20 protein-coding genes are annotated in these 22,393 nt (G+C 64.1%); 15 read left to right on the forward strand and 5 right to left on the reverse strand.

Annotation, left to right across the window (positions count from 1 at the left end; genetic code table 11):
- The first annotated feature begins 40 nt into the window (after positions 1 to 40).
- From FGL95_RS32785 to FGL95_RS28960, 3 genes are all read left to right on the forward strand, one after another.
- Positions 41 to 166: a hypothetical protein gene (locus FGL95_RS32785; protein WP_277351831.1), complete on the forward strand. Its 126-nt coding sequence runs from the start codon at positions 41 to 43 to the stop codon at positions 164 to 166.
- 98 nt (positions 167 to 264) lie between these two features.
- Positions 265 to 1,533: a phosphodiester glycosidase family protein gene (locus FGL95_RS28955; protein WP_169593946.1), complete on the forward strand. Its 1,269-nt coding sequence runs from the start codon at positions 265 to 267 to the stop codon at positions 1,531 to 1,533.
- A 17-nt stretch (positions 1,534 to 1,550) separates the two neighbouring features.
- Positions 1,551 to 2,231, forward strand: coding sequence for a winged helix-turn-helix domain-containing protein (locus FGL95_RS28960; RefSeq protein ID WP_169593948.1), 681 nt, complete (start codon positions 1,551 to 1,553; stop codon positions 2,229 to 2,231).
- On the opposite strand, the gene FGL95_RS28965 is transcribed toward FGL95_RS28960, so the two are convergent.
- Positions 2,228 to 3,622 carry a sensor histidine kinase gene (locus FGL95_RS28965; RefSeq protein ID WP_169593950.1) on the reverse strand — a complete coding sequence of 465 codons (1,395 nt, stop codon included), beginning with the start codon at positions 3,620 to 3,622 and terminating at the stop codon, positions 2,228 to 2,230. The two genes, FGL95_RS28960 and FGL95_RS28965, sit on opposite strands and share 4 nt — an antisense overlap.
- Positions 3,623 to 3,805: 183 nt before the next feature.
- Between FGL95_RS28965 and FGL95_RS28970 the strand changes: the two genes are divergently transcribed.
- The 5 genes from FGL95_RS28970 to FGL95_RS28990 all read left to right on the forward strand — a co-directional run bounded on the left by FGL95_RS28970 (position 3,806) and on the right by FGL95_RS28990 (position 8,948).
- Complete coding sequence (locus FGL95_RS28970; RefSeq protein ID WP_206072421.1) at positions 3,806 to 4,105, forward strand: hypothetical protein; 300 nt, start codon at positions 3,806 to 3,808, stop codon at positions 4,103 to 4,105.
- 466 nt (positions 4,106 to 4,571) lie between these two features.
- On the forward strand, positions 4,572 to 5,819 hold the full coding sequence (locus FGL95_RS28975) for a COG4705 family protein (RefSeq protein WP_169593952.1): 1,248 nt from the start codon (positions 4,572 to 4,574) through the stop codon (positions 5,817 to 5,819).
- 198 nt (positions 5,820 to 6,017) lie between these two features.
- Positions 6,018 to 6,443 carry an FHA domain-containing protein gene (locus FGL95_RS28980; protein WP_169593953.1) on the forward strand — a complete coding sequence of 142 codons (426 nt, stop codon included), beginning with the start codon at positions 6,018 to 6,020 and terminating at the stop codon, positions 6,441 to 6,443.
- Positions 6,444 to 6,645: 202 nt separating this feature from the next.
- Positions 6,646 to 7,524, forward strand: coding sequence for a COG4705 family protein (locus tag FGL95_RS28985; RefSeq protein WP_420838098.1), 879 nt, complete (start codon positions 6,646 to 6,648; stop codon positions 7,522 to 7,524).
- Between the two features lie 299 nt (positions 7,525 to 7,823).
- Entirely contained in the window at positions 7,824 to 8,948 is a 1,125-nt protein-coding gene (locus FGL95_RS28990) for an alpha/beta hydrolase (protein ID WP_338080077.1), read from the forward strand.
- A gap of 75 nt (positions 8,949 to 9,023) precedes the next feature.
- Here FGL95_RS28990 and FGL95_RS28995 read toward each other — a convergent pair whose 3' ends face one another.
- Positions 9,024 to 10,448 carry a N,N-dimethylformamidase beta subunit family domain-containing protein gene (locus tag FGL95_RS28995; protein WP_206072422.1) on the reverse strand — a complete coding sequence of 475 codons (1,425 nt, stop codon included), beginning with the start codon at positions 10,446 to 10,448 and terminating at the stop codon, positions 9,024 to 9,026.
- Between the two features lie 425 nt (positions 10,449 to 10,873).
- Here FGL95_RS28995 and FGL95_RS32790 point away from each other — a divergent pair, with 425 nt between their 5' ends.
- The 7 genes from FGL95_RS32790 to FGL95_RS29030 all read left to right on the forward strand — a co-directional run bounded on the left by FGL95_RS32790 (position 10,874) and on the right by FGL95_RS29030 (position 17,512).
- Complete coding sequence (locus FGL95_RS32790) at positions 10,874 to 11,002, forward strand: hypothetical protein (protein WP_277351832.1); 129 nt, start codon at positions 10,874 to 10,876, stop codon at positions 11,000 to 11,002.
- Between the two features lie 45 nt (positions 11,003 to 11,047).
- On the forward strand, positions 11,048 to 11,248 hold the full coding sequence (locus FGL95_RS32570; protein ID WP_240963383.1) for a CD225/dispanin family protein: 201 nt from the start codon (positions 11,048 to 11,050) through the stop codon (positions 11,246 to 11,248).
- A 392-nt stretch (positions 11,249 to 11,640) separates the two neighbouring features.
- Positions 11,641 to 11,916 (forward strand): hypothetical protein, encoded by a 276-nt coding sequence (locus FGL95_RS29005; protein ID WP_169593955.1) that lies wholly within the window; start codon positions 11,641 to 11,643, stop codon positions 11,914 to 11,916.
- 802 nt (positions 11,917 to 12,718) lie between these two features.
- Positions 12,719 to 13,273 (forward strand): MerR family transcriptional regulator, encoded by a 555-nt coding sequence (locus FGL95_RS29015; protein WP_338080078.1) that lies wholly within the window; start codon positions 12,719 to 12,721, stop codon positions 13,271 to 13,273.
- Positions 13,274 to 14,001: 728 nt separating this feature from the next.
- Complete coding sequence (locus FGL95_RS29020) at positions 14,002 to 14,940, forward strand: hypothetical protein (protein ID WP_169593959.1); 939 nt, start codon at positions 14,002 to 14,004, stop codon at positions 14,938 to 14,940.
- A complete protein-coding gene (locus FGL95_RS29025; protein WP_169593961.1) occupies positions 14,940 to 15,872 on the forward strand; it encodes a site-specific integrase in 933 nt (310 codons plus the stop codon). The genes FGL95_RS29020 and FGL95_RS29025 overlap by 1 nt, the downstream gene beginning before the upstream one ends.
- A complete protein-coding gene (locus tag FGL95_RS29030) occupies positions 15,869 to 17,512 on the forward strand; it encodes a hypothetical protein (RefSeq protein ID WP_169593963.1) in 1,644 nt (547 codons plus the stop codon). The genes FGL95_RS29025 and FGL95_RS29030 overlap by 4 nt, the downstream gene beginning before the upstream one ends.
- 489 nt (positions 17,513 to 18,001) lie before the next feature.
- Here the strand turns inward: FGL95_RS29030 and FGL95_RS29035 are convergent, their stop codons facing one another.
- The 3 genes from FGL95_RS29035 to FGL95_RS29045 all read right to left on the reverse strand — a co-directional run bounded on the left by FGL95_RS29035 (position 18,002) and on the right by FGL95_RS29045 (position 21,607).
- The gene (locus FGL95_RS29035) at positions 18,002 to 18,499 is read right to left on the reverse strand and encodes a hypothetical protein (RefSeq protein WP_169593965.1); all 498 of its coding nucleotides are present in this window, start codon (positions 18,497 to 18,499) and stop codon (positions 18,002 to 18,004) included.
- A gap of 141 nt (positions 18,500 to 18,640) precedes the next feature.
- Positions 18,641 to 20,593 carry an aconitate hydratase gene (locus tag FGL95_RS29040; protein ID WP_169593967.1) on the reverse strand — a complete coding sequence of 651 codons (1,953 nt, stop codon included), beginning with the start codon at positions 20,591 to 20,593 and terminating at the stop codon, positions 18,641 to 18,643.
- A 105-nt stretch (positions 20,594 to 20,698) separates the two neighbouring features.
- A complete protein-coding gene (locus tag FGL95_RS29045; RefSeq protein ID WP_206072423.1) occupies positions 20,699 to 21,607 on the reverse strand; it encodes an SPFH domain-containing protein in 909 nt (302 codons plus the stop codon).
- Positions 21,608 to 22,393: the final 786 nt, after the last annotated feature.

Raw genomic sequence — 22,393 nt, forward strand, 5'->3', positions numbered from 1 at the left:
ACGCCTGCTGTGGAAACCCTGAGAGTGGAATGGAGCGGTCTTGAGCAGGCGTCGCGCCGAATTCGGCGCGACGACGAACGGAGACGGTCTGCTCGAGCGGGATGGGCGGCTCGATGTGCGGGATGGTGGTGATCCCCTCAGTCCCGGCGACCAACGGGTGATCTGACCGCGCCCGGTTATCCGGATGCTCTCTCAGGCTTCTTTCAACGACGGCGGCGCATGGTGGGTGTTCGACCGGTCTGCGAGAGTCAGGAGCGTCCGCACATGACAACTCCGCACATGATCACCACCCAGCGATCAGCGCGTGCGTGGCGAACCGGCCGTCACTGGTGGACCGCAGCTGCGCGGACGAAGTCCGCGGTCCTGCTGTGCTGCGTGGTACTTGTGGGTGTGTCCTACGTCCACGCGTTGCTGGCGCCGGGATATGCAAGTTGGACAGACAAAACGTCATCGTGGATCCGCGACCATGGTGGTGCACCACTGCTGAATGCGTACGAGAACTGGCGCTACACCCGTCATCCGCCCTCGGATGTCCCGGCGGACCTGAGCAGCTTCGCCGATCCGCACGGCATCCCCGGGGGCACGGCCGCCGTGAATATTGTTCTCCCGCTTCTTCCTTCGTCCAACGGTGTACCGGTGACGTGGAGACCGGGCCGATTGTCGGCTGGCGGTGACCCGCTCACCTACACCGCAGTCTTCGAACCCGATCCCACCCACCGCAGCGTCGTTGCCGCGGTGGCGATCGTGCCGCACCGAACGGCGATCGCCCATCTCGTCGCCGGAACGCGGCAACCCGGCGGCGAGGGGCTCGGCGGCGACGCCCAGGTGCCGGCAGCCGACGTCCCCAATCTGTTGGCTGTCTTCAATTCCGGGTTCAAGATGAAAGACATCGACGGCGGCTTCTACAAAAACGGAGTCACCGTGGGCGAACTGGTAGACGGGGCCGCGTCGGCGGTCATCGACGACCACGGTCAGCTCGCGGTAGGTGCTTGGGGGCGCGACCTGACCATGACCGCACATGTGCGTGCGGTACGCCAAAATCTTGCGTTGATCGTCGACGCCGGGCGACCGGTGCCAGGGCTTGAAACCAACAGAAACGGCGCGTGGGGCAGTCCCCGCAATCAGCTGCAATACACCTCACGCTCGGGGCTGGGTACCACCGCCGCCGGTGACCTCGTCTATGTGGCCGGTGAGGAGATGAATCTGACCACCCTGGCTGCGGCGTTGACCGCAGCCGGAGCCGTGAGGGGCATGGAACTCGACATTCACCAGGGCATGACCTTCTTCAGCAACTGGACCACCGACTCCGCGGGAACGCTGACCGCCACAAAGCTGCTGCCGACGATGAGTTCACCGCCCGACCGATACCTTTCCTCCGATCAGCGTGACTTCTTCTACCTCACCGCCGTCCCGGAGTCACTGGCCGTGGCTGCGCCGTCGGCGGCCGAGGGCACGACCGGAAGTCGAAGCCAAGCCCGGCCGCCGACATCGGGGCTAAGTTCCGATCAACACCCTAATGTGTGGCACGCCTGAGTAAGGAAGGAGCACGAGTGCGAATTCTGCTGGTCGAGGACGAGACCAGACTCGCCGAGACGATCCGCCGCGGTCTGGTGGCCGAAGGTTTCGTTGTCGACGTCGAGCACAACGGAATCGACGGGCTGGCCGCGGCGAAGACAGGAGAGCACGACGTCGCTGTCCTCGACATCATGCTGCCCGGAATGAGTGGCTACCAGATACTCCGGGAGTTGCGCGCTGCCGAAGTATGGCTCCCGGTCCTGATGCTGTCAGCGAAGGACGGCGAATACGATCTGGCCGACGCCTTCGACCTCGGTGCGGACGACTATCTGATCAAACCCTTCTCGTTCGTTGTGCTCGTCGCTCGGCTGCGTGCACTGATGCGCCGCGGAGCGCCGCGCCGCCCGACGATCCTCACCGCGGGCGATCTATCGCTCGATCCCGCCCGACGGCGCGTGGCGCGCGGTGACGTGGTCCTGACCCTCACCCCGCGCGAATATGGCGTCCTGGAATTCCTACTACGTAACAAGGGTGACGTCGTCACGAAGGCGGAAATCCTTCGATCGGTGTGGGACACCAACTACGACGGCGACGAAAACATTGTCGAGGTCTACGTCGGGTACCTTCGTCGCAAGATCGACGCGCCGTTCGGCCTGACGTCGGTGGAGACGGTCCGTGGTGTCGGGTATCGGCTGGTCGCGGAGTCCGCCTCCTAGCTGGGATCGGTCCACCCCTGCTGTCCCAGTGGCAGAGTGACCGAAAAGACGGTTCCACCACCGACCGCATCGGTGACCGCGACTGTGCCGTCGTGCATCCGCACGATCTGCTCGACGATCGACAGCCCGAGACCGGCGCCGCCGGACGCACGTGCCCGTGCAGTGTCGAGTCTGATGAATCGTTCGAATACCCGGTCACGTTCTTCGGGCGGTATGCCAGGGCCGTCGTCGCTGACGCTGATCACGGCGCGATCGGCGACGGGGCGACAGGACAGCTCGACTGTCGAGCTGGCGTGGCGCGCGGCATTGTCGACCAGATTTCGAATCACACGACTCAACGCCGCTGGGTCGCCGACGACACGGCACGGCTCGACATGGACGACGGTCTGCACTGATCCGATGCGTCGAAGTCGGCCGGCCTCGGCCAGCAACAGATCATCGAGATCGACATCGATGCGTTGGCGTTCCACGGCATTTTCATCCGAGCGGGCCAACAGCAGCAGGTCTTCGATGAGTTGATTCATCCGTCTCGCCTCCGGTAACAGCGACTCGTCGATCAGCTCCTTGTCGATCATCTCGGGCCGGCCGGCCGCAATGTCGAGTGCGGTCGTGATCGTGGCAAGCGGGCTGCGCAGCTCGTGACTGGCGTCGCTGACAAAACGTTGCTGTGCGGCTTGGCCGGTCTCGAGCCTGGCGAGCATCAAGTTCATCGTGGTTGCGAGGTGGGCTATCTCGTCGCGGGCGGCGGGAACCGGCACTCGCTGGGCGAGGTCGGTGCTCGAGATCGCGGCCACCCTAGCCCTGATTTTCTCGACCGGCCGCAGGGCAGCGCCGACGAGCCGATAGGTACTGACTACGACGACAACGAGCAGAATCGGTGCGCCGATCGCCAGCAGTACGGCAACTCGGCTGACCACCGATTCGATCGGCTCCCGATCTGCGCCGACCAGGATTGTCACGGTGCCGCCGGTGATCGCGGTTGCCCGACCCGACACCCAGTAATCGAAGTTGCCTTCGGGATCTTCGACCCTGCCCAGGTCGGTGACCTGGCCGTCACTCATCGATGTCGTCACCAGCGGGCGCGTCGGTGCACCGTTGGATGCCGCCAGGACCGCGCCGGTGTCATCGACTATCTGGACGGCGCCGATCTGACTGTCGGTCGCCAACGATGATCGGTCGATCTCGGTCGGTGAATCGGTCTCGAGCTGCACCCGGATCTGATCCGCGCGCGCCGTCGCCGCGTCCTGAGCGGTCGTCCCCAGCGAACGGTAGAGCACCAGCAACAACAGCCCGCTCGCAACGGCAAAGCACACGCTCACCACGAACGCGGCGGCAACGGCGGATTTGGCTCGCACACTCCAGCGCATCGGGTTCCACGAATCGGTGATCATCACTCTCCGTTGGTTATGCGATGACGTGATCCGCACTCTGCCACTGCGCCGCTGTGGATCAGCTGAACACCCTGCCGCATCCAGGGTTCTCAGCACCCTTCAGCGTGAGCACAGCATCGGATGCGCATTGTCGAGAGGTGCAGCCCACCTCGGCTGAACCTTCGACAGAACGGACCTGGTCCCATGATGAACCGCAGAAACAAGATCGTTGCCGCAGTGACTGCAGCCCTGGCTGCCGGCGCCATCGGCGGCGGTGTCACCCTCGCCCATGCAACCCCGCCGTCGCCGTCGCCGTCGCCGACTCCGGCGGTCGTGGACACACCCGAACCCGGCGATACACCGGACACCCCGGGTGCGGTCGACACACCGGAGCCCGGTGACACCCCCGACGTCCCCGGCGCCGTCGACAAACCGGAGCCCGGTGACACCCCCGACGTCCCCGGTGCCGTCGACACACCGGACCACCACGGACCGCACAACTGACAGTTCGCGTTGGAGTTACCCCGTGCCGAATGCCTCCGCAATAAGGCCTTGCCAGCACGGGGTTCCACATACCCATCCCAGATCCTTCATCGCACGAGAATGACCAGCGGCCCGCGCCGCTGGTCATTCTCGTGTCATCGTCGAGCAACATCTGGCTGCGTCCTGTCTTTTTTGACCACCCGGCATGCTCTGCAGATCTGCTCCACCAGGTGGTCGGCCTTTCGCGCGTCGACGACCGCGCTGCTTATCGGCGGCACCTTCGGCGTCCGCGCGATCGTGAGCTGCGGCGATGAGGTGTTCGCGGCCGCCGAGCGCCGGCCCTCCCGGCGTCCACTCCACCGTGGGCCCCTTTTGTGAGCGGAAGAGGTACCGAAGGCGCCCGCTCCCAACGACTCTGCGTCTCCGTTACACGGCCGTGACAATCGCTCAGCGTTGATTCAGCACCACCTGGATACGTTCTGGCCTTGTGACCGACACAACGAGATCCGACGCCCTCGACACTCCCCGCACGCTGCTGAGCAAAGTTCCCGAGATCACGATCTGGTTCTGGATCATCAAGATCCTCTGCACCACCGTGGGTGAGAGCTTCGCCGACTGGATCAACATGACGTTGGGACTCGGTCTGAATGCGACAGCCCTGATCTTCACTGTCGTGTTCGCGGCCGTCCTGGCGTGGCAGTTGCGCCTGGACCGGTATGTGCCGTTCGTCTACTGGCTCACCGTCGTCGTCGTCAGCGTGACCGGCACGCTCTACACCGACATCCTCACCGATGATCTGGGCGTTCCATTGGAAGTCAGCACGGGTGTCTTCGCTGCGGTTCTGGCGGGTGTGTTCGGTATCTGGTTCGCCCGTGAACGAACCCTCTCCATTCACAGCATTGTGACGCTGCCCCGAGAGTTGTTCTACTGGCTGGCAATCCTGGTCACGTTCGCACTCGGTACGGCGGCCGGCGACTGGATTCTGCAACTGACCGGTTGGGGCCCTGGCACGTCGGTGTTGCTGCCGGCAGGCTTGATCGTCGCGGTGGTGATCGGCTGGCGGTTGGGTGCGAACGCTGTCTTGTCGTTCTGGCTCGCCTACATTCTGACCCGTCCCCTCGGTGCCAATCTTGGTGACTATCTTGCCTTTCCGTCCGCCGATCGTGGGCTCGGGTTGGGCACCGCGCTGACCAGTGTCATCTTCTTGACCGCGATTCTGGCCACGGTCGTCTACCTCACTCGCACTCGCCGCGACGTCATCGACGGGCACGAGCCAGTGCTCGCGGCGACGAGCGTCACGCGCGAACGGACCATGCTCGGCTACTACGCCGTTGTCGCGGCCGCGACCGCCGCACTGCTCGTGTGGGCCAACGGCCAGCCGCACGAGCAAGCTGCGAGCGAGGAGGAATCAGGTTCCTCGGCGATGACAGCGACGCTCCCACCCGGTCAAGCCGCAGCAAGTTTTCCGCCCGCGGAGATCGCAAAATTTCGGACCATCGCGGCGGACACGCTCACCGCAGTCCAGGAGGGCGATCATGCGGCCGCGACTGCACGGGTCAAGGATCTCGAAACCGCGTGGGACAAAGACGAAGCCACACTCAAGCCGATGGACGCAGCGGGGTGGACTGTTCTCGACGGTCGGATCGACAAGGTCCTCAAGGCGATCCGCGCAGCCAATCCCGATCGTTCGACCGAGGCGCACACGCTCACAGATTTGCTCGCCGAGCTGAAGTAGTCGCCGACGGCGAACCAACTTCGGCCCGGGTGTCAGTTCCCACTGGCAAACGCCGATTCATCGCGAGGGCCGTGCGCCGAATCCGGCCCGTCACGAGGTATCGGTTTCGAGGCTCTGAGACGTTAACGGCTGGGTACCGTGTGCGTCGACCGGCGGCTGACCAGCGAAGGTCGTCGGAGTCGAGAGGAAGGTCTGGCCATGACCCATGCAGTCGGCGGTGAGGGTGCGGCGGAGAACACGTCGATGTTTCGGGCCGATGATTTCGGCGCAGACCCGACGCCGAACCCGCTCGGCGTGCCCGAGGAGGTGGGTGTCGAGGGGTTGCCGCCGCGATTCGGTCTGATCGTGGTTCGGCGCGGCCCGAACGCTGGTGCTCGGTTTCTGCTGGACCACGCGATCAGCTCGGCCGGCCGCCATCCCGACGCCGATGTCTTCCTCGACGACGTGACCGTCAGCCGCCGGCATGCGGAGTTCCGGCACGACGGTGAGCGGTTTGTGCTCGTCGACGTGGGCAGCCTCAACGGCACCTACCTCAACCATGTGCTGATCGATTCGGCCGTTCTGGCCGACCGCGATGAGATCCAGATCGGAAAATATCGGTTGCAGTTTCACGGATTGTCCTAAGCGACCGTGCCGCTGTTCCGATGGCCACACGGCAGCCCAAAATCACTCGCCGACACCCACCACCAACGGTCTTTCTCGCTGGTACGAAGTGGTGCCGGGACGTGGGCCTACCCGCTGTTGTTGAGATGGGACTGTCCGGACTCCGCGCGGATTCACAGCGGCCCTCAGCGGTCTCTCAGCGCGGCGCTGTGAGGATCCAGGCATGTCGAACGAACGCGCGCACCAATTCTTGCCAGGCCCGGCGAATCCGCCTACCCGCAGCTATGTGATGCGAAAGCTTCCCCACGTCACCGTCGTCTTCTGGATTATCAAGATTGTCGCGACGACGCTGGGGGAGACGGGGGGAGACCTACTCGCACAGACTCTGAAGGTCGGCTACCTGGTCAGCACGGTGATCTTCTTCGCCATGTTCCTCATTGCTGTCGTATTCCAACTTCGTTCCGGTCGTTTCCATCCGGCGATCTTCTGGACTGTGATCGCCTTGACCAGCACTGCCGGCACAACGCTGTCGGACTACATGAATCCGACCGGCGGGATCGGATACACCAACGGTGCGATCATCCTTGCCAGCGGTCTGGCGATTGTCTTCATAGTCTGGTGGCGTACTGGCCAGACGCTCGACGTGGAGAACCTCGCCACGTTCAAAGGCGAGCTGTTGTATTGGATCGCAATCCTGTTCTCCAACAGCTTGGGCACCTCCAGCGGCGATTTCCTGGCCGACGATCTTGGCTTCGGACTCCGGCAGAGCGCGTTTGTCCTGTCTGCCGTGATGCTGGTGTTGTTGGCCGCGCACTACTACACGCCCATCAACGGCATGGTGTTGTTCTGGATCGCGTTCGTTCTCACTCGACCTCTCGGCGCAACTGTCGGCGATGCGTTGAGCAAGCCGACCGAGCGGGGTGGATTGAATTGGGGGACGACATGGACGTCGGCGGCGTTGCTCGCGTGCTTGATCGGGTTGATTCTCTATCAGGCCAATCAACTGAGGCGCCGACCGCTCGACCCCCTGCCGGCACCTGTCCACCGACGTACGGGCGCGCCTCAAGCACCCAACGGCACACTGATAACAGTGAGCAGCTGACGGTGTGTGTGGACTCTCCGACGAGCCCCGTCTCCTGGATGATCTCGCCACAAGCCAGTGTCGAGCTGGCCGGCGGCCGACGGGGTGACTCGGTTGGCGGAGGTGGGCCGGTTGGGGCGCGTGACCGAGTGGTCGCTGCTGAATGGCCCCTTGCCATGGCTGATCACAGTGGTCGGTGTCGGTGGGGGTTTATGGCTTGTGTGCGTGCGCCGGCGATGGTTTGTGCGCCGTGCTCTGCTGCTGGCGATTGCCGTCGGGGTGGTGGTGACCGGGGTTGTGCGAGTGGTCATCGAGCGCTGGTGGCGGCCGTTCCCAGATCCGGTGCCGCTGGTGATCTGCGCGTCTTCGCCTGCGGTGTCTGCGCTGTGGTGTCGGTCAAGCCGCGGATGGCCGCCGCCGCCAGCCTGGCAGCCAAGGCGCTGTCAGGTACGGCGGCGGTGGCGGTGCTGCTGGCGTTGTCGGTTCAGACGAACGTGTTTTTTGCCCAGTATCCGACCATCGGGGACTTGTTGTATTTGCCGCCCACACACGAAGTCGCACTATCCGATGTTCCCGGTCTGACGACCGTGGTGACGGGCGTCCCGCTGGAACCGGTCTGGCGGAGGATCCCGGCGGCCGTGACCGTGGGCGCCTCGCCGGGACGGGTGGTCGCCGATGTCCCCATTCCTGGTGTGCGGTCGGGGTTCTCGGCGCGCTCGGCCCAGTTGTATTTGCCGCCTGCCTATTTCGCGTCGCCCCGCCCGTTGCTGCCTGTTCTGATTTTGCTTCCTGGGCAGCCGGGTTCGCCGTCGGACTGGTTTCGTGGCGGAAGGTTGACGGCCACGCTGGACGCGTTCGCCTCAGCGCATGCGGGATTGGCCCCGGTCGTCGTGGTCGCCGACGAGAATGGCGGTTCGTTCGACAATCCGGTGTGTCTGGACTCGCGACTTGGGAACGCGGCAACGTATCTAGCGGTCGACGTACCCGACTGGGTCCGCACCCATCTGCAGGTCGACCCCGCACCCACGTCATGGGCGATCGCGGGCATCTCTTCGGGCGGCACGTGCGCATTGCAGATGGCGACCAACTATCCCCAGGTCTATCCGACGTTCTTCGACATGTCCGGCGATGCGGAGCCGACCTTGGGCGATCGGGCTCAGACGGTGGATGCCGCATTCGGTGGTGACACCGCCGCGTTCGCCCGCGTCAACCCCGTCGATCTGATGCGCGTGCGCAGCTATCCGGAAACGAGCGGGCTGTTCGTGACCGGCGTCGACGACACCGACGGAATCGCGGCGCAACGGTCGGTGTGCAGTGCGGCGCCTGCGGCGGGGATGCGAACGCGGTGCGTCGAGGTCTCCGGCGGCCATGACTGGTCGGTGTGGTCGGCCGCATTGAGTGACGAAATGGGTTGGCTCGCAAAGCGGTTAGGGCTCATTCCGTGACATCGATCCGGGGACGCGCGGCGCGCGTCGGCCGCGCGGTGGAACGAACTCACCCATGAACCACCGCACGCATGTTCAGTTCGGGACGAGGGCGTCGGGCTGGTGGGGTGCGATGGCGGGTGTGGCACCGGGGATGTTGAATTTGGCGAGGTTGTCGAGGGCTGGGTGTACGGACCCGGTGGGTCCGGCGGCGTAGGCATCGAGCAGGCGGGTGGTGATCGCGGTGATCGCGTTACGGGTGGTGTCGCCGGCGGTGTTGGCCCGCTCGCAGTGCGGGTCGAGCCCGCAGATCCAGTATTCGGTTCCGGCGGCGAACACGGCGGCTCCGCTGAGGGTCGTGTAGTAGCTGACGTCGGCGTAACCGGGGGTGCCGTTGCAGGTCAGGGGGGAGTGGAACAGCACTTGAAGGGGTCGTGGGGTGGGGACGTCGAGGTCGACCTGGTTGTATTCGTTGCCCACCAGGCGAGGTAAGTGTTGCCCGTCGGACAGAATTCCCTGCAGCAGCCAGTTGGTGGTGTCGGCGGCGACGAGGTCGGCGTCGACGGGGTTGCATTTGTAGTAGTTGCCCAACAACGCGCTTTCGGGGTGTGGGTTGGGCGGAGAACGCCATTCCTGCGTTGCCTGAGCGGGGTTGGTCTTGCTGAGCGGGTCTTCGTCGAAGGATTTGTAGTCGATTTCGAGTCGGTTCGTACCGAGTGGGGTGGAGTTGAATCTCATGTGCCGGTAGCCGTCGTTGCCGCCGAGGAAGGCGAGATTGACGCCGCGGTCGCGTGCTGTGACCAGGTTGTTGCGCATGTTCGCCGACCAGTACTCGTCGTGGGCGAGGGTAATGACGGCGCGGGCGCCGTCGAGTAGGTGCGGATCAGCGTCGAGGTCGGCGTCGGTGGCGTATCCGATCTGGTGGCCGGACCGTTCGGCGAACAGCACCATGGGTAGTTCGAAGTAGAGGAAGTCGCCGGCGCCTTGCATGGTGTCGGCCTGGTAGGGGCGATCGAAACTGACTGCGCGTGAACGCAATGCCTTCTTTCCGCTGGGACTGTCGTAGAGGCTGTATCCGCCCCACCGGTTGTATGCCTGCCAGGTGGTCACGGCGTTGACGATGACGATTCGTCCCTCGTTCGACGGTGTCCGCACGGTGAGCGGCACGAATTGTTGAGCTCCGTTGTCGCCGTCGAGACGGAACAGGTAGTCGCCGGCGGACCACCCGGTGGTGTCGATGGTGAGCGAGGGATCCCATGGTGCGACCACCGTACTGGTCGGCTTTTGCACCGTGGAGCTGGGCTGGACGTGACCGATCTGCGGTTCCGATTTCCAGATTTGCAACGCTTCTGATCCGTCGTAATTGCCCATTCGCAACGCGGTCACCGTGAAGGTGGGCGCGGTCGTCGAGACAAATAGGCGGACTGGTTTGCCGGGTTTCACGCTGATGCGGTCGGCGAATCCTTCGATGGAATGTTCGGGTCCGGGGTGAGTGATCTGCCAACCAGCAGTGCCCGGCACGGCGGCAGCGGGGGAGGACGTCGGTTGGGGACTGGTCGGGGCGGTTGTGGGGGGCTGACATGACGCCGTTAACGCCAATAATGCGGCTGCACCGATGACTCCGCAGACTCGGAACGTCGAGGACCGACATGTTGTGGGCGCCGCCGGCGACTCTGCACAGCGGTTACGCCGCAGAAGAATCGTCGGACGCCGAATCTCGTTCGGTGCACCGACGAGACGGGCCGTTCTTCGGTGCTGTCGGCTTCGCGACCGAGTGCGGACGCAGATCCTCATCGATCCTCCGAAAAGCGTGTGGTCCAGCGATTCACGCTGCTCTGCTCAGCTTCGCCTGCATCCGCTGTGAGCGGGCTGAGAGCCGGTCTCAGCGTCCTTTCAGGGCGGTCTCCCTAGGGTGTGGTGACACCCGCTCACCGCAGGAGAATCCAATGACGACACCCCTAAATTCACCGCCCGACGAGCACACCGATCGGCCTGTCGTCGCCAGCGCTGACACGGCGACTGTGCCGCCCCCGAGCAACGCAGGCTGGGCAGTCGCGGCCGCGTTGTTCTTCTAGCCGCTGGCGTTCTCCGCGTTCACACACGCCTTCAACGTCTATCCGTTGTGGGCGAGCGGCGACATCCAAGGTGCTCGCGACGCATCCGACCGTGTTCGACGACTCGGCCAACTCTCGTTGTGGATTGCGGGTGCGCTGCTGCTTCTGCTGATCGTTGTGTACACGATCGCCGCCGTGATAGTGATCGCGCAGGGTGACTTCGAGACCGGCCGCCACGGCATAGAGCACGATGGCTTCGCTAGGTAGATCACGCCCGACAACTGTGACCGCGGAATTTCGGCCAGCGAACCTCAATCGTGGGAGCGCCGCCGAGCGAACCTGATACGTCAACACCGCCTGCGGGATCGTCGCATGGACACCAAAACGTGCGAACGTCGACTACCACCGCACTTGGGCGACCGCGCGGTCGAGACATCAGCACAAATCGCGGACCAGACACCGGTCAAGAACGCGGGAGTCGACAGGCTGACTAACCGGCACCGGGTTGTCGCCGTACGAAATGGCAGAGCGATACGAGTCGGGGCACGATGTCTGCCGATGCGGTTGGGCGGCACATCGTGGCCGTACCCTGTTCGAGGCTGCCACACAGGCGCACCCCGGGCGTGGCACAGATGAGTCCGAAAAGGATCGATTCGCTGGTGAAACACCATATCCGCGCGGCGGCGAGCGAATCAGACACCGCGCAGGCCGCCGCCTTCTTGGCGATCCTGACTCGGCATTTCGCCGAGGCGTCGTTGGCGGTCGAATCTGCTGATCTCGCAGTCGCAGAGGCGAGGGCGTCCAATCGCGCGGCCAAGTTGCGCCGCGCTGTGATCGCTTCGGAAAACATCCATGCCGAGCGTGACGAACTGCGTCGGCAGATCGGAGCACTTGTTAGCAGATTCCCTTCTCTGAGCGCCCAGGCCGAGACATAGGCGCGCAAATGAATTCGCCGGGCGCAGCGTGACTGAGTCACGCCATCTAAGGACTCTGACAGTGCCCGATAGCGGACCAGAGGGAGGAGTCTGTATCTAGTCGGCGCGGAGTTCTTCGCGCAATCTGAAGATGATCGAAAAACTATTGTCGCACAACAACTTATACCGTCCTTAGCGGGTTACTTTACGTAATCTAGATTACCGTCGTAGTAACTACGCTGGCGCGCAACACCTTTCGCAGTCGGTGCTGAGCTTGCGTAACGTCTCGACGATTCGGTTCATCGACGCGGTTTCGAGTTCGCGTTCAGCGACCTCGCCGTTCAAGTCGAGGAAGTCGAAAACGTACGGGTCCGTGAGATCTCTTGGGCAAGCTCGGAATCTCGCGGCTCCAGGTGGGCGAATGAAGTTCGACGGGGCGGCACCGTTGCGATCCACGGCCCGGTTCATGATCTGGTTGAGTAACACATTGCGGGACCAGTCGTGTTAGGGCGCTGATCGTGCAAACCAAGTTCGAGACCGAGGCTCATCGATTTTGTCCAACAGCACGGTGACGTAGCCCCACGGCAATTCTCCAACAGCCTGTCGGACGATTGCCTCACCGTCCGGCCATGCGGCAGCAAGAGCACCACGTAGTGCAAGTTGCTTCGAGACAGACCCGTCATGCTTCGGCAAGACTACTAACGCTGACTTACGCTGATAGTTAACGTTAGGAGAGGCTGATGAGGGTCGACTACAGCAGTGACGCGCGGAAGCTCGGTTCCTGCACGGGAAAGTCGGTTTCGAAACGGCGCTGAGTGAGATCGTGGGTGCAGAAATCACGAGGGCCGATCTGGTGCGAGTGCTGCACACCGTGGCAGAAGTAGCAGCCGCGGCATCCCATGATCCTGCCTTGTCGGTCCACGACGAGACGCTGCTCGATGAAGCGGGTTTCACCGCGCAACGGCCAAAGGCAACCGTTGCGCTCCTGTCGAGCGATCTTCAGATGCGCGAACTCGTGAGACTGTCCTTGACGGTCAACGCGGCCGCGGAACGGCTGGGGGTGTCACCTGCGCGAGTCCGGCAGCGCATCGCTGACCACACCGTATGGGCGTACAAGTCGGGGCGAAACCACCTCCTGCCAGCGGCGCAATTCACCGACAGCGGAACGGTCCCTCACCTGGATAAGGTCGCGCCACTGATTCCCCGCGACCTCCATCCGCTGAGTGTGCACGCATTGCTGACCCGCCGATTCCCCGAGTTGGTCGTCGACGGTGCGCCAGCGTCGATCATCCAGTTTCTCAGTGCGAGCGCCGGTTCCGCAGACGACATCACCGCCGTCGAACACGTCATCACCGCTGCCGTGTGGGAGTCCGCGTAAGCCTGTGACACCGATACTGCCGCCACCGCTTGGGTGGAAGTTCGTGGCGACTTCGTAGGTGGCGTCGGCGAAAGCTGGCGCCACCTCTATCGGTCTTCCCCAATTCGTCAGACGAACTGGGGGAGCGCACGCGGGTGACCCCGCGCGGCCGACGGCGAACGCGTCGCATGTCGACGTGTCAAGTTTATCGGGTGCTGACAATCGACGCGGCGATCCGCGACAGCGGCGCCGGGGACATCGTCTTTCGCCCCATAAGACCCTTCGCATAGCTACGAGCGCTCAACCCTTGGCCGTTGAAATTCGTTGTGCACGAGCATCTATCGTGGTGATCGCGCAACCGGCGCGCCTAGCGCACTGGTGACGAAAGCGCGTCCCTCGATTTCTCTCGATGGTGCCTTTCCGAGGGTTCCGTCCGCGCAGCAACAGATTTAGAATGATCATCAATCGGTCACCACAATCGAACCGTGCCCCGGCGTGGGTGCGGCAGCTGGATCGTCGGACGCGTACGACGAGCGACCCGCTAACCGATGCCCACAGGTGGTGGCCCTCTTCGGTAGATGCCTCTGAAATGTCGAAAGACACCGATTGCCGTCGGTGTCTTTCAGGTCGATCGCCAGGAACCCGCTGTCGCTGACGTCTGTGCAGGAGGAGATCTGCACTCATGACGATACTCCCGTTTTCCCGTCCCGCACCAGCCCTTCGCCGGGTGGAAGAGGGGTGATGTGGTCGTGTCGGCATATGCGCGTGGCGGTGACGATCCGGACTCGATCATGTTGCGTGTCAGTTCGTTTCGACCGCGAAGTATCGATGATGCGGTGTGGCTGGCGATCGGACCGTGGGTGCGCGCGACCACGCTAACGTCGCGGCCTGTGTTGGCCACCCAGGCCGCGTCGTCGTTGAAAGCGCTGGCGCGATTCGCTGCCTGGGCGGTCGGGCAAGGGATGGTCCTCGAGACCGAGACCGTGTTGAGTCCGGAGGTGTTGGAGCGGTACCGGCTCACCGGGATGCGGCCACTGGTCGCCACCTCACGATCGGCGGAGACGTCGCGGCTGCGGCGGATCGCCCGAACGGTGACCACGTCGACGCCGTGGCCACCGCCGCTGGACAGCTCCCCGCGCGGGCCACTGTCCCCGCCCTACACCGCAACGGAGGTGACGCGATTCTGGGACGTTGCACATCGGCAGCGCAGTCTGTTTCGTCGGCACGCCATGACGGCTGTGCTCGCGCTGACCCTCGGTGCCGGTGCCCGGTCGGGGGAGTTGTTCACCGTCACCGAGGCGGACGTGGTCGACATCGAGTCGACGACCGCTCTGCGGCTCGGGTCTCCGGTGCGAGTGGTGCCGGTGCGTCACGACTGCGTGCGACCGTTGCGGCGGGTGTGCGCTGCAGCAGGCGGTGAGCCGTTGGTGGTGTCACGACGCGAGGGCCGTGATCAGGCCGCAGCCTTGGTGGGGTCGTTCGACATGCCCCGCGATGTGCCGCATCTGACTGTGGCGCGATTGCGATCGACATGGTTGGCATCGGTGTTGACCGATCTGTCAGTGCCGGAAGTGTTCGCGGCCGCAGGAATCGTCAGCGGCAAAGCCTTCTCGGACCTCGTCGCCTATCTCCCTGCATCGGAGCTCGGTTCGCCCGGATGGCGCAGCCTCGTCGGGGGCGGGTCGTGATGGCTGCCCGCACCGCGGAGGAGATCCTCGCGCAGTACACGCCGCAGATGTCGGCCGAAAGGTGGTCGCAGATCGGGCCGTTCGTGCGGTCGGTGATCTCCGAGGCATACCCGGCGCCCGAGCGAGCAAAGGTGTCGGGAAACCGGATAGGGGTCGTCGCCGGACTGGTGTCGTGGGCACTCGATCAAGGACTGCCGTTGGATGTGGAGCAGATCTTCGCCCCGGCGACGGTGAACCGGTACGCGGTCACCGTTCCGGGGTTCGCAGAAACGTCGCGGTCCTCGCGGCGGACGTTGTTGACCACCGTCTCGCGTCGGGTCACCCGCCGGGCTCCGTGGGAGCCGCGCCGTGACCCGCTCGATTCCCGCAGCACCCCGTTTCCCTACACCGACGCCCAGGCACGGTGGCTGGTGGAATGCGTTGACATGCAGCGCACCTCGCTCCGATATCGAGGTCTGGGCACCGCTGTTGTGCTCGGTCTGGGGGCTGGATTGCGGACCGCGGAGATGGTTGGTGTCCTGGGGACCGACGTCACAGTTCGAAACCCGCACCTGCTGGTGACAGTCACGGGCGAACAGCGTCCACGGACCGTGCCCGTGGCCGACCGGTACGGACCGCTACTGGCCGAGCTGGCACGGAATGCGAAGAGTGAGCCGCTGTTTCGGGCGCCGCCGATCCCACGCATCGAGTTCGTGCCAAATCTGTTGCACCGCTGCGAGATTCCCGAACCGTTGCGGCCGGTTACGGTGGCCCGGATGCGAGCGACGTGGGCTGTCGCATTGCTGACAACTGTGCCGATGCCGACCTTTCTGCGGTTGGCCGGCTACAACGATATCGATCAGATTCGAGGCCTGCTTCCCTACATTCCCGCTGCCGGTCCACAACTTTCACGCGACGAACTCGACCACATCACGCAGGCGGTCCTGCCATGACCGCCCCAACCCAGCCGTTGCATGCCGTCACCGCCGATGTGAACCGGACCGAATCATGGCAGTGGCACCGCGTTCTCGCCGTGGTGCAGCAGTGCACGGCGCGCCGATTCGTGGCCGGTGTGTTCGAGCATCGCCGCGGCGCGCATCGCGTTCTGACAACCGACGCGTTCCTCGCGGCCTACCTGACACACTCGTTCCTGGTCAAAGACAACCTGCATCAAACCCAGATCACGAACACGATCCGCGGCTGGACCCCGTCGCAACGCATCGCGGTCGGGTTGGCGCCGGACGCGGTGATCACCTACAAGATGGTCACCGACGGACTCGCCCGCCTGGGTCGGGCGTGCGAAAGCGCGACCTACCCGGACTGGGACGCTGCACGGTTCGCTCAGTCGCTGCTCGACGCCTCGCTGCAGGGCCATTCACCGACAGGTGCTGTCGCGTTGGACTCCACCGACATCGAGACCTGGGGGCGGATCCGCTATCGCAAACCGCTCGTCGACGCTGACCCCGACACGCCTGCGAGGCCCGACCACTCGGACCTGCCGCACATACCGGACGCACCGAAAGGGCACGACGGCCGCTACATCTACACCCGCGATCCCGATGCCCGCATGGGCTGGCGCAGCGCGTCGCAAGGGGAGCAAAACCACTTCTGCGGCTACGACGCGCACGTCATCACCGACGTGCCAGCATCACCCAAATCCGCGGAACGGCCGGTCCCGCACGTGGCGCGCACGCTGTGTCTGGCACCTGCCGGTCGCCACAAAGGTGTCTGCGGAATCACCGCGCTCGATGCTCTTCCGCCGCTACCGCCGCCGCAAGAACTGATCGCAGATCGCGCCTACAACTTCACCCGACCGACCACCTTCACCATCCCCGCCTGGCAGCGCGGTTTCACCACCATCTACGACCTGCACCCCAACCAGCGCGGCCGCCGCCCCGGGCCGGTCGCCGGCACCCAATGGATCGACGGCACCCTCTACACCACCTGCCTGCCCGAAGGGTTGGTCGACCTCGCACCCCTGACCCGCGACATGACAACCGAACAGCGCGCCGAAATCGAGCGACTGCATCAACTGCGCGGCGCATACGCATTCACCCCACACGGCTCCCGCGACCCGGACGGTCGACGTCGCTATCGGGGACCCGCCGTCACCCACCCCAGCATTCGGAGTCCGAAGGCGCCGCGGTCGATGCGCGAAGACTTCCGCAAACCCACCGTCTACTGCACGGGCGACACCGCATGTGGATGCGCAATCACCGTCACCCTCTACGACACCGACGAGCCCAATCTGCGGATGCCGATGCAGCACGGCACTCGGGAATGGGAAGACAGCTACTACCGGCGCGAAGGAATCGAGTCCCTGTTCGGTGACTTGAAAGGCAACCGACTCGACCTCCACCGTGGCGCGATCCGCGGTTACGGACTGACCCGCTACACACTGCTGCTCGGTTTCGCACTCGCCACCATGAACATGGCAATCCTGCGGGACTGGCACGCCAAACGACACCGACTCGACCCGTGGGGGAAGGTCCTCGGCGAACCATCGCCACCGGTTCGCCGAGACCGACATCCCGCGACCGGGCGTCGACCATCGCGGTCTACTCGACGCACCACCCAGCGACCCGATCGATAACTGTCCAGCCCCGCACCGGAATCCCCCGCGATTTCGGCGGGCACACACGCCCTGCCACCGGTCCGAGGCGTGAACATGCCGATTGTCCGCGCAAATTCGAGGACCTGACACCCAGTACATAGCCAGATCACCGCACACGCGAGCCCCGCCCAACGCTGCACAGTCGGCACGCGTCGACAGCAAACCACCCACCCGGGCAATACGGACTAATTGGACTCGAATAGGTGAACTTGAACCCCTGATAAGGGGAAACACCCCATCCAGGTTAGTTTCCCTATTCGGCTCGGCCAGGAACGGCAATCAGAACGGTCATTCCCAGTCGGGGTGGGCACACGTTAGGCGCCTTGCTGGGCACAATTGGATGAACGCGAATTCACCGCGTCGTGGGAGCGGAAAACTGTTGATGCTGCTAAGACGTGATGTCGGCGAGCTTCTCAGCGACGCGTGCCACCGAACAACGGCGACCTGGTCGATCTTCCCGAGGTTTGTTTATGCGAGTCTGCGCCGCAGGTCGTCGGGGTAGTCGCGGTAGGCGGCTGCGACTTCATCGAGGTAGACCAGGGCGGGGAAGTCGATGACCAGTTGATGGTCGGCCAGGAACCGTGCGGTGTGTTCGACAACGCGCTGTTCGTCACCGGGGTTGAAGCCGAGTTCAGCCAGTACGTCGGGGTCGACAACGAACTGGGACTCGGCGGTGTCGCCGTGGTCATCGATGCGGACATGGTATTCGTGGTCAATGACGAGTTCGATATTCAGGTGCTCGGGCATGTCTTCGCGCTCCGTATCGGTATCGGGTGGGGCGTCAGTGCTGATGGGTTGTCGGTGTGTCGTCGGGCCGGTGAGCGGGACGAACAGGGTCGATCTGGGGGCGCAGATGCGTTCGGTTGTCGATTCGATGACTGACCCCAACACGCGGTCCTGGCCATAACTGAAGGCCGCAACAATGCCCCAGAATCCGCCGTGTTCGACGACAAACTCGTGTCGCACGCAGGACTGGTTCCGGTGATGACGCGGGCGAGCGATCCGGACTGCCGGGACTGCTGATCGAGAAGGCGAATATCACGACACCGCGGACCCGTCGGGGTCGGCCAACCACGTTCCGCCGGTGGTCATGTCGGGGCGGCCTTGCTACTTCGCGGTACGTTGCCACGGGATCAGCCCGCCTGCCGACACCATCGCGACCTGCCGGGCAGACAACCGGTGCCGGGTCGTGAAATGTTCGTCGCGGGTTGCGTTGTGCACAGTAATCTCGGCGCCGGACTCGATTCCGTGGCGCAGGTCGTCGAGGATGAGGATGTCGCCCTGGCTGATTTTCTCGTAGTCGGCGGTATCGGTGAATTCCAATGCGAGCACCCCGAAGTTCGCCAGGTTCTGCCAGTGGATGCGGGCGAACGACACCGCGAGGACCGCACGCAGTCCGAGGTAGCGCGGTGCGATGACTGCATGCTCGCGGGAGGACCCCTGCCCGTAGTTGGCGCCACCGACGACGATGTGTCCGCAGCCGTCCTTGTCGGCAAGCGCCCGCTGGGCATAAGTGTCGTCGATCTGGCCGAAGGTGAACTCGGCCAGTTTGGGGATGTTGCTGCGGTAGGGCAACACTCGTGCTCCGGCGGGCAGTATCTCGTCGGTGGAGATGTCGTTGCCGACTTTGAGTGCGACCGGTGCTTCGATCCGGTCCGGGAGCGGCGAGAAGTCGGGCAACGAGGAGATGTTGGTGCCCTTCACCAACACGGCCCTAGGGGTGTCCTCGGCCGGCGGCGGTTCCAGCATGGCTGTGTTCACGCTGGAGACGGTCGGCAGTTCGAGGTGCGGGTAATCGATACCGAGCAGTTGCGGCAGGTCCCGAGGGTCGGTGATCTGTCCGGTCAGTGCTGCTGCTGCGGCGGTTTCGGGGGAGCACAGATACACCGAATCCTCGCGCGTGCCGGACCGTCCTGGGAAGTTTCGCGGCATGGTTCGCAGGCTGTTGCGTCCGTTCGCCGGTGCCTGCCCCATGCCGATGCACCCCATGCAGCCGGATTGGTGCAGTCGAGCGCCCGCGCCGATCAGCGAGAAGGTGGCGCCCATCTTGGTGAGATCCTGCAGGATCTGCCGTGAACTGGGGTTGACGTCGAAGGACACCCGAGGATGGGTCTGTCGCCCGGCCACGATGGCAGCGGCCATGGCGAAGTCGCGCAACCCCGGGTTGGCGGACGAGCCGATCACCACTTGGTCCACGTCACGTCCGGCCACTTCACGCACAGTCACGACGTTGCCTGGTGAGCTGGGCAGCGCGATCAACGGTTCGATCGCCGACAGGTCGATGTCGTCGGTGATGTCGTATTCGGCGCCGTCGTCGGCGAGCAGTTCGACGAAGTCGGCTTCGCGCTGCTCGGCCCGCAGGAATGCCAGTACTTGGTTGTCGGCCGGAAAGACGGTGGAGGTGGCACCCAACTCGGCACCCATATTCGCGATCACGTGGCGGTCCATGGCGGTCAAACCGGCGAGTCCCGGTCCGTGATATTCGATGATCCGGTTTACTCCGCCGTTGACACCGTGACGCCGCAGCATCTCCAGGATGACGTCCTTGGCGCTGACCCAGTCCGGCAGTTCACCGCGCAGGCGCACGCCCCAAATCTCTGGCATCCGCAGGTGGATGGGGTTCCCGGCGATTGCCATAGCGACCTCGATCCCACCGAGACCGATGGCGAGCATTCCCAGCGACCCTGCCGCCGGGGTGTGGCTGTCGGAACCGACGAGGGTCTTGCCGGGGCGACCGAAACGTTGCATGTGCGTCGGATGCGACACTCCGTTGCCTGGCTTGGAGTACCACAGCCCGTATCGCTGGCACGCCGAGCGCAGGAACGCGTGATCTTCTGCGTTTTTGCTGTCGGCCTGCAGGAGATTGTGGTCGACGTACTGCACCGACACTTCGGTGTGCGCGTGGTCGAGGTCGAGTGCCTCCAATTCCAGCATGACCAGGGTGCCGGTGGCGTCCTGAGTCAGCGTCTGGTCGATGCGCAGGGCGACTTCTTGTCCTGCCGTCATCTCACCGGACACCAGATGTGCGGCGATCAGTTTCTGTGCGACGTTGCGTTGCATGTCCGGGCTCCCGCCAATTACTGCTGTCGAAGAATGCCACTACCCACGATCCGCCCGGCTGTTCTCCAGACAGCCGGCGCTCGGTTGCTGTTGTTGACGAATCGGCTACTGGTCCAACGCGAATCGGGCGTCTTGGAAGTCGATCCCGCGTGCGTTGTCGGGAATAAGCGTCTGGTGGGGGATCGGCCGGTCGCCGTTCGAGGCGGCGGCGGACGGGACGGTCTGTGCCCCCGTTGCCCGCGCGTCAATGCCTGAGTCGGGTGGGGTCGCTCGTTCCAGGAAGCGAAGCAATTCGACGGGGAACGGGAGTACGAGGGTGGAGTTCTTCTCCGCTGCGACCTCGACCACTGTTTGCAACAGCCGCAGTTGCAACGCTGCTGGGTGCTCGGTCATGGCTTCGGCGGCCAGGGCGAGCTTCGCCGATGCTTGCAGTTCACCATCGGCAGTGATGACGCGGGCCCGCCGCTCGCGTTCGGCCTCGGCTTGGCGCGACATCGACCGTTTCATCGAGTCGGGCAACGTGACGTCTTTGATTTCGACACGGTCGATCTGCACACCCCAACTCAGGGCGGGGCTGTCGATCATCAGCTCGAGGCCTTGGTTGAGCCGCTCCCGGTTCGACAGCAGGTCGTCGAGGTCGCTCTTGCCGATGATGGACCGCAGGGAGGTCTGCGCGACCTGGCCGATCGCGGATTCGTAGTCCTGTACATCGACGGCTACTCGCACCGGATCGATGACGTTGAAATAGACGACCGCGTCCACGCGGACGGTGACGTTGTCACGGGTGATGCCGTCCTGCGCGGGAACCGGCATGGTGATGATTTGCATGTTGACCTTCACCAGCCGGTCGGCAAGGGGGACCAGCAGCATCAGACCCGGGCCGCGTACCTGCGGTTGGACCCGCCCGAACCGGAACACGACGCCCCGTTCGAACTGTTTGACGACGCGGATGTTGGTGCCCAGCCATAGCAAGGCGAGCGCGATCGCTGCGGACGACGCGTAGAGGATGATCATTGTCTTCTCCAAATCTGTTCATGCTCACTGCTTTTGACGCACTCTGGACGTGGCTCCTTGTCAACCGATGGAAATCTGAGCTTCGGCTGGAGCGCCGCCGGGCAGACGTGACCGCGGTACGCGACTGGAGTGAGTGTCTCGGCAGCTGTCGCTCCGCGACCGCATCCGCGTAACACCGACCACGGGCCTTGGGTGTGCCGGACTCGTTGCGGGTCCGGCCGGAACAACGCTCGCGTTCCTTAGATCCCGACAGACGATCTGCTGGCGCGCGAGGGCGACGAGCGGCGGAAATGGTGGTGAGGTTTGTACCGCCGGTGCACGTTGGCGGGTGTCGATCTGCGCCGCGTCGAGCACACGCGGACTCCACTGCACAGACATCGTCAGCGCCACCGCGAACAGTAACTTCCGTATTCGGTAGCGGGAGTGGAGGTCAGGCGCGGGGGTCGGAGAGAGTCCGTGAAAGAACCGAAGCAGAGCTGGCTCGCCCACCAGTAGCCGTTCAGGCGACGGAACGAGGGGTTCTTGCTCGAATCTTTCCAACACGACATACCTCCCGGACTCGTCCCGGCGAGGTGGTCGTCGGGCTCAGCACCCATCTGTATCGTATCACGATATAAAATTGGGTGTAGTCACGCCCGGGTGTGCCAGTTCGGCATCCGTTTCCAGCTACCCAGGCAGCAACGAAGGCTGCGGGCAGGGGGTTGCGGCTACTTGTGTTGTGTGACAGTGGCGAGGATGCGTCGCCGAACGATCCGACTCCCGCATCAAGCGCGATAGGGGCCGGAC

This window comes from Antrihabitans stalactiti (genome assembly GCF_012932915.1).
GTDB classification, from domain to species: domain Bacteria; phylum Actinomycetota; class Actinomycetes; order Mycobacteriales; family Mycobacteriaceae; genus Antrihabitans; species Antrihabitans stalactiti.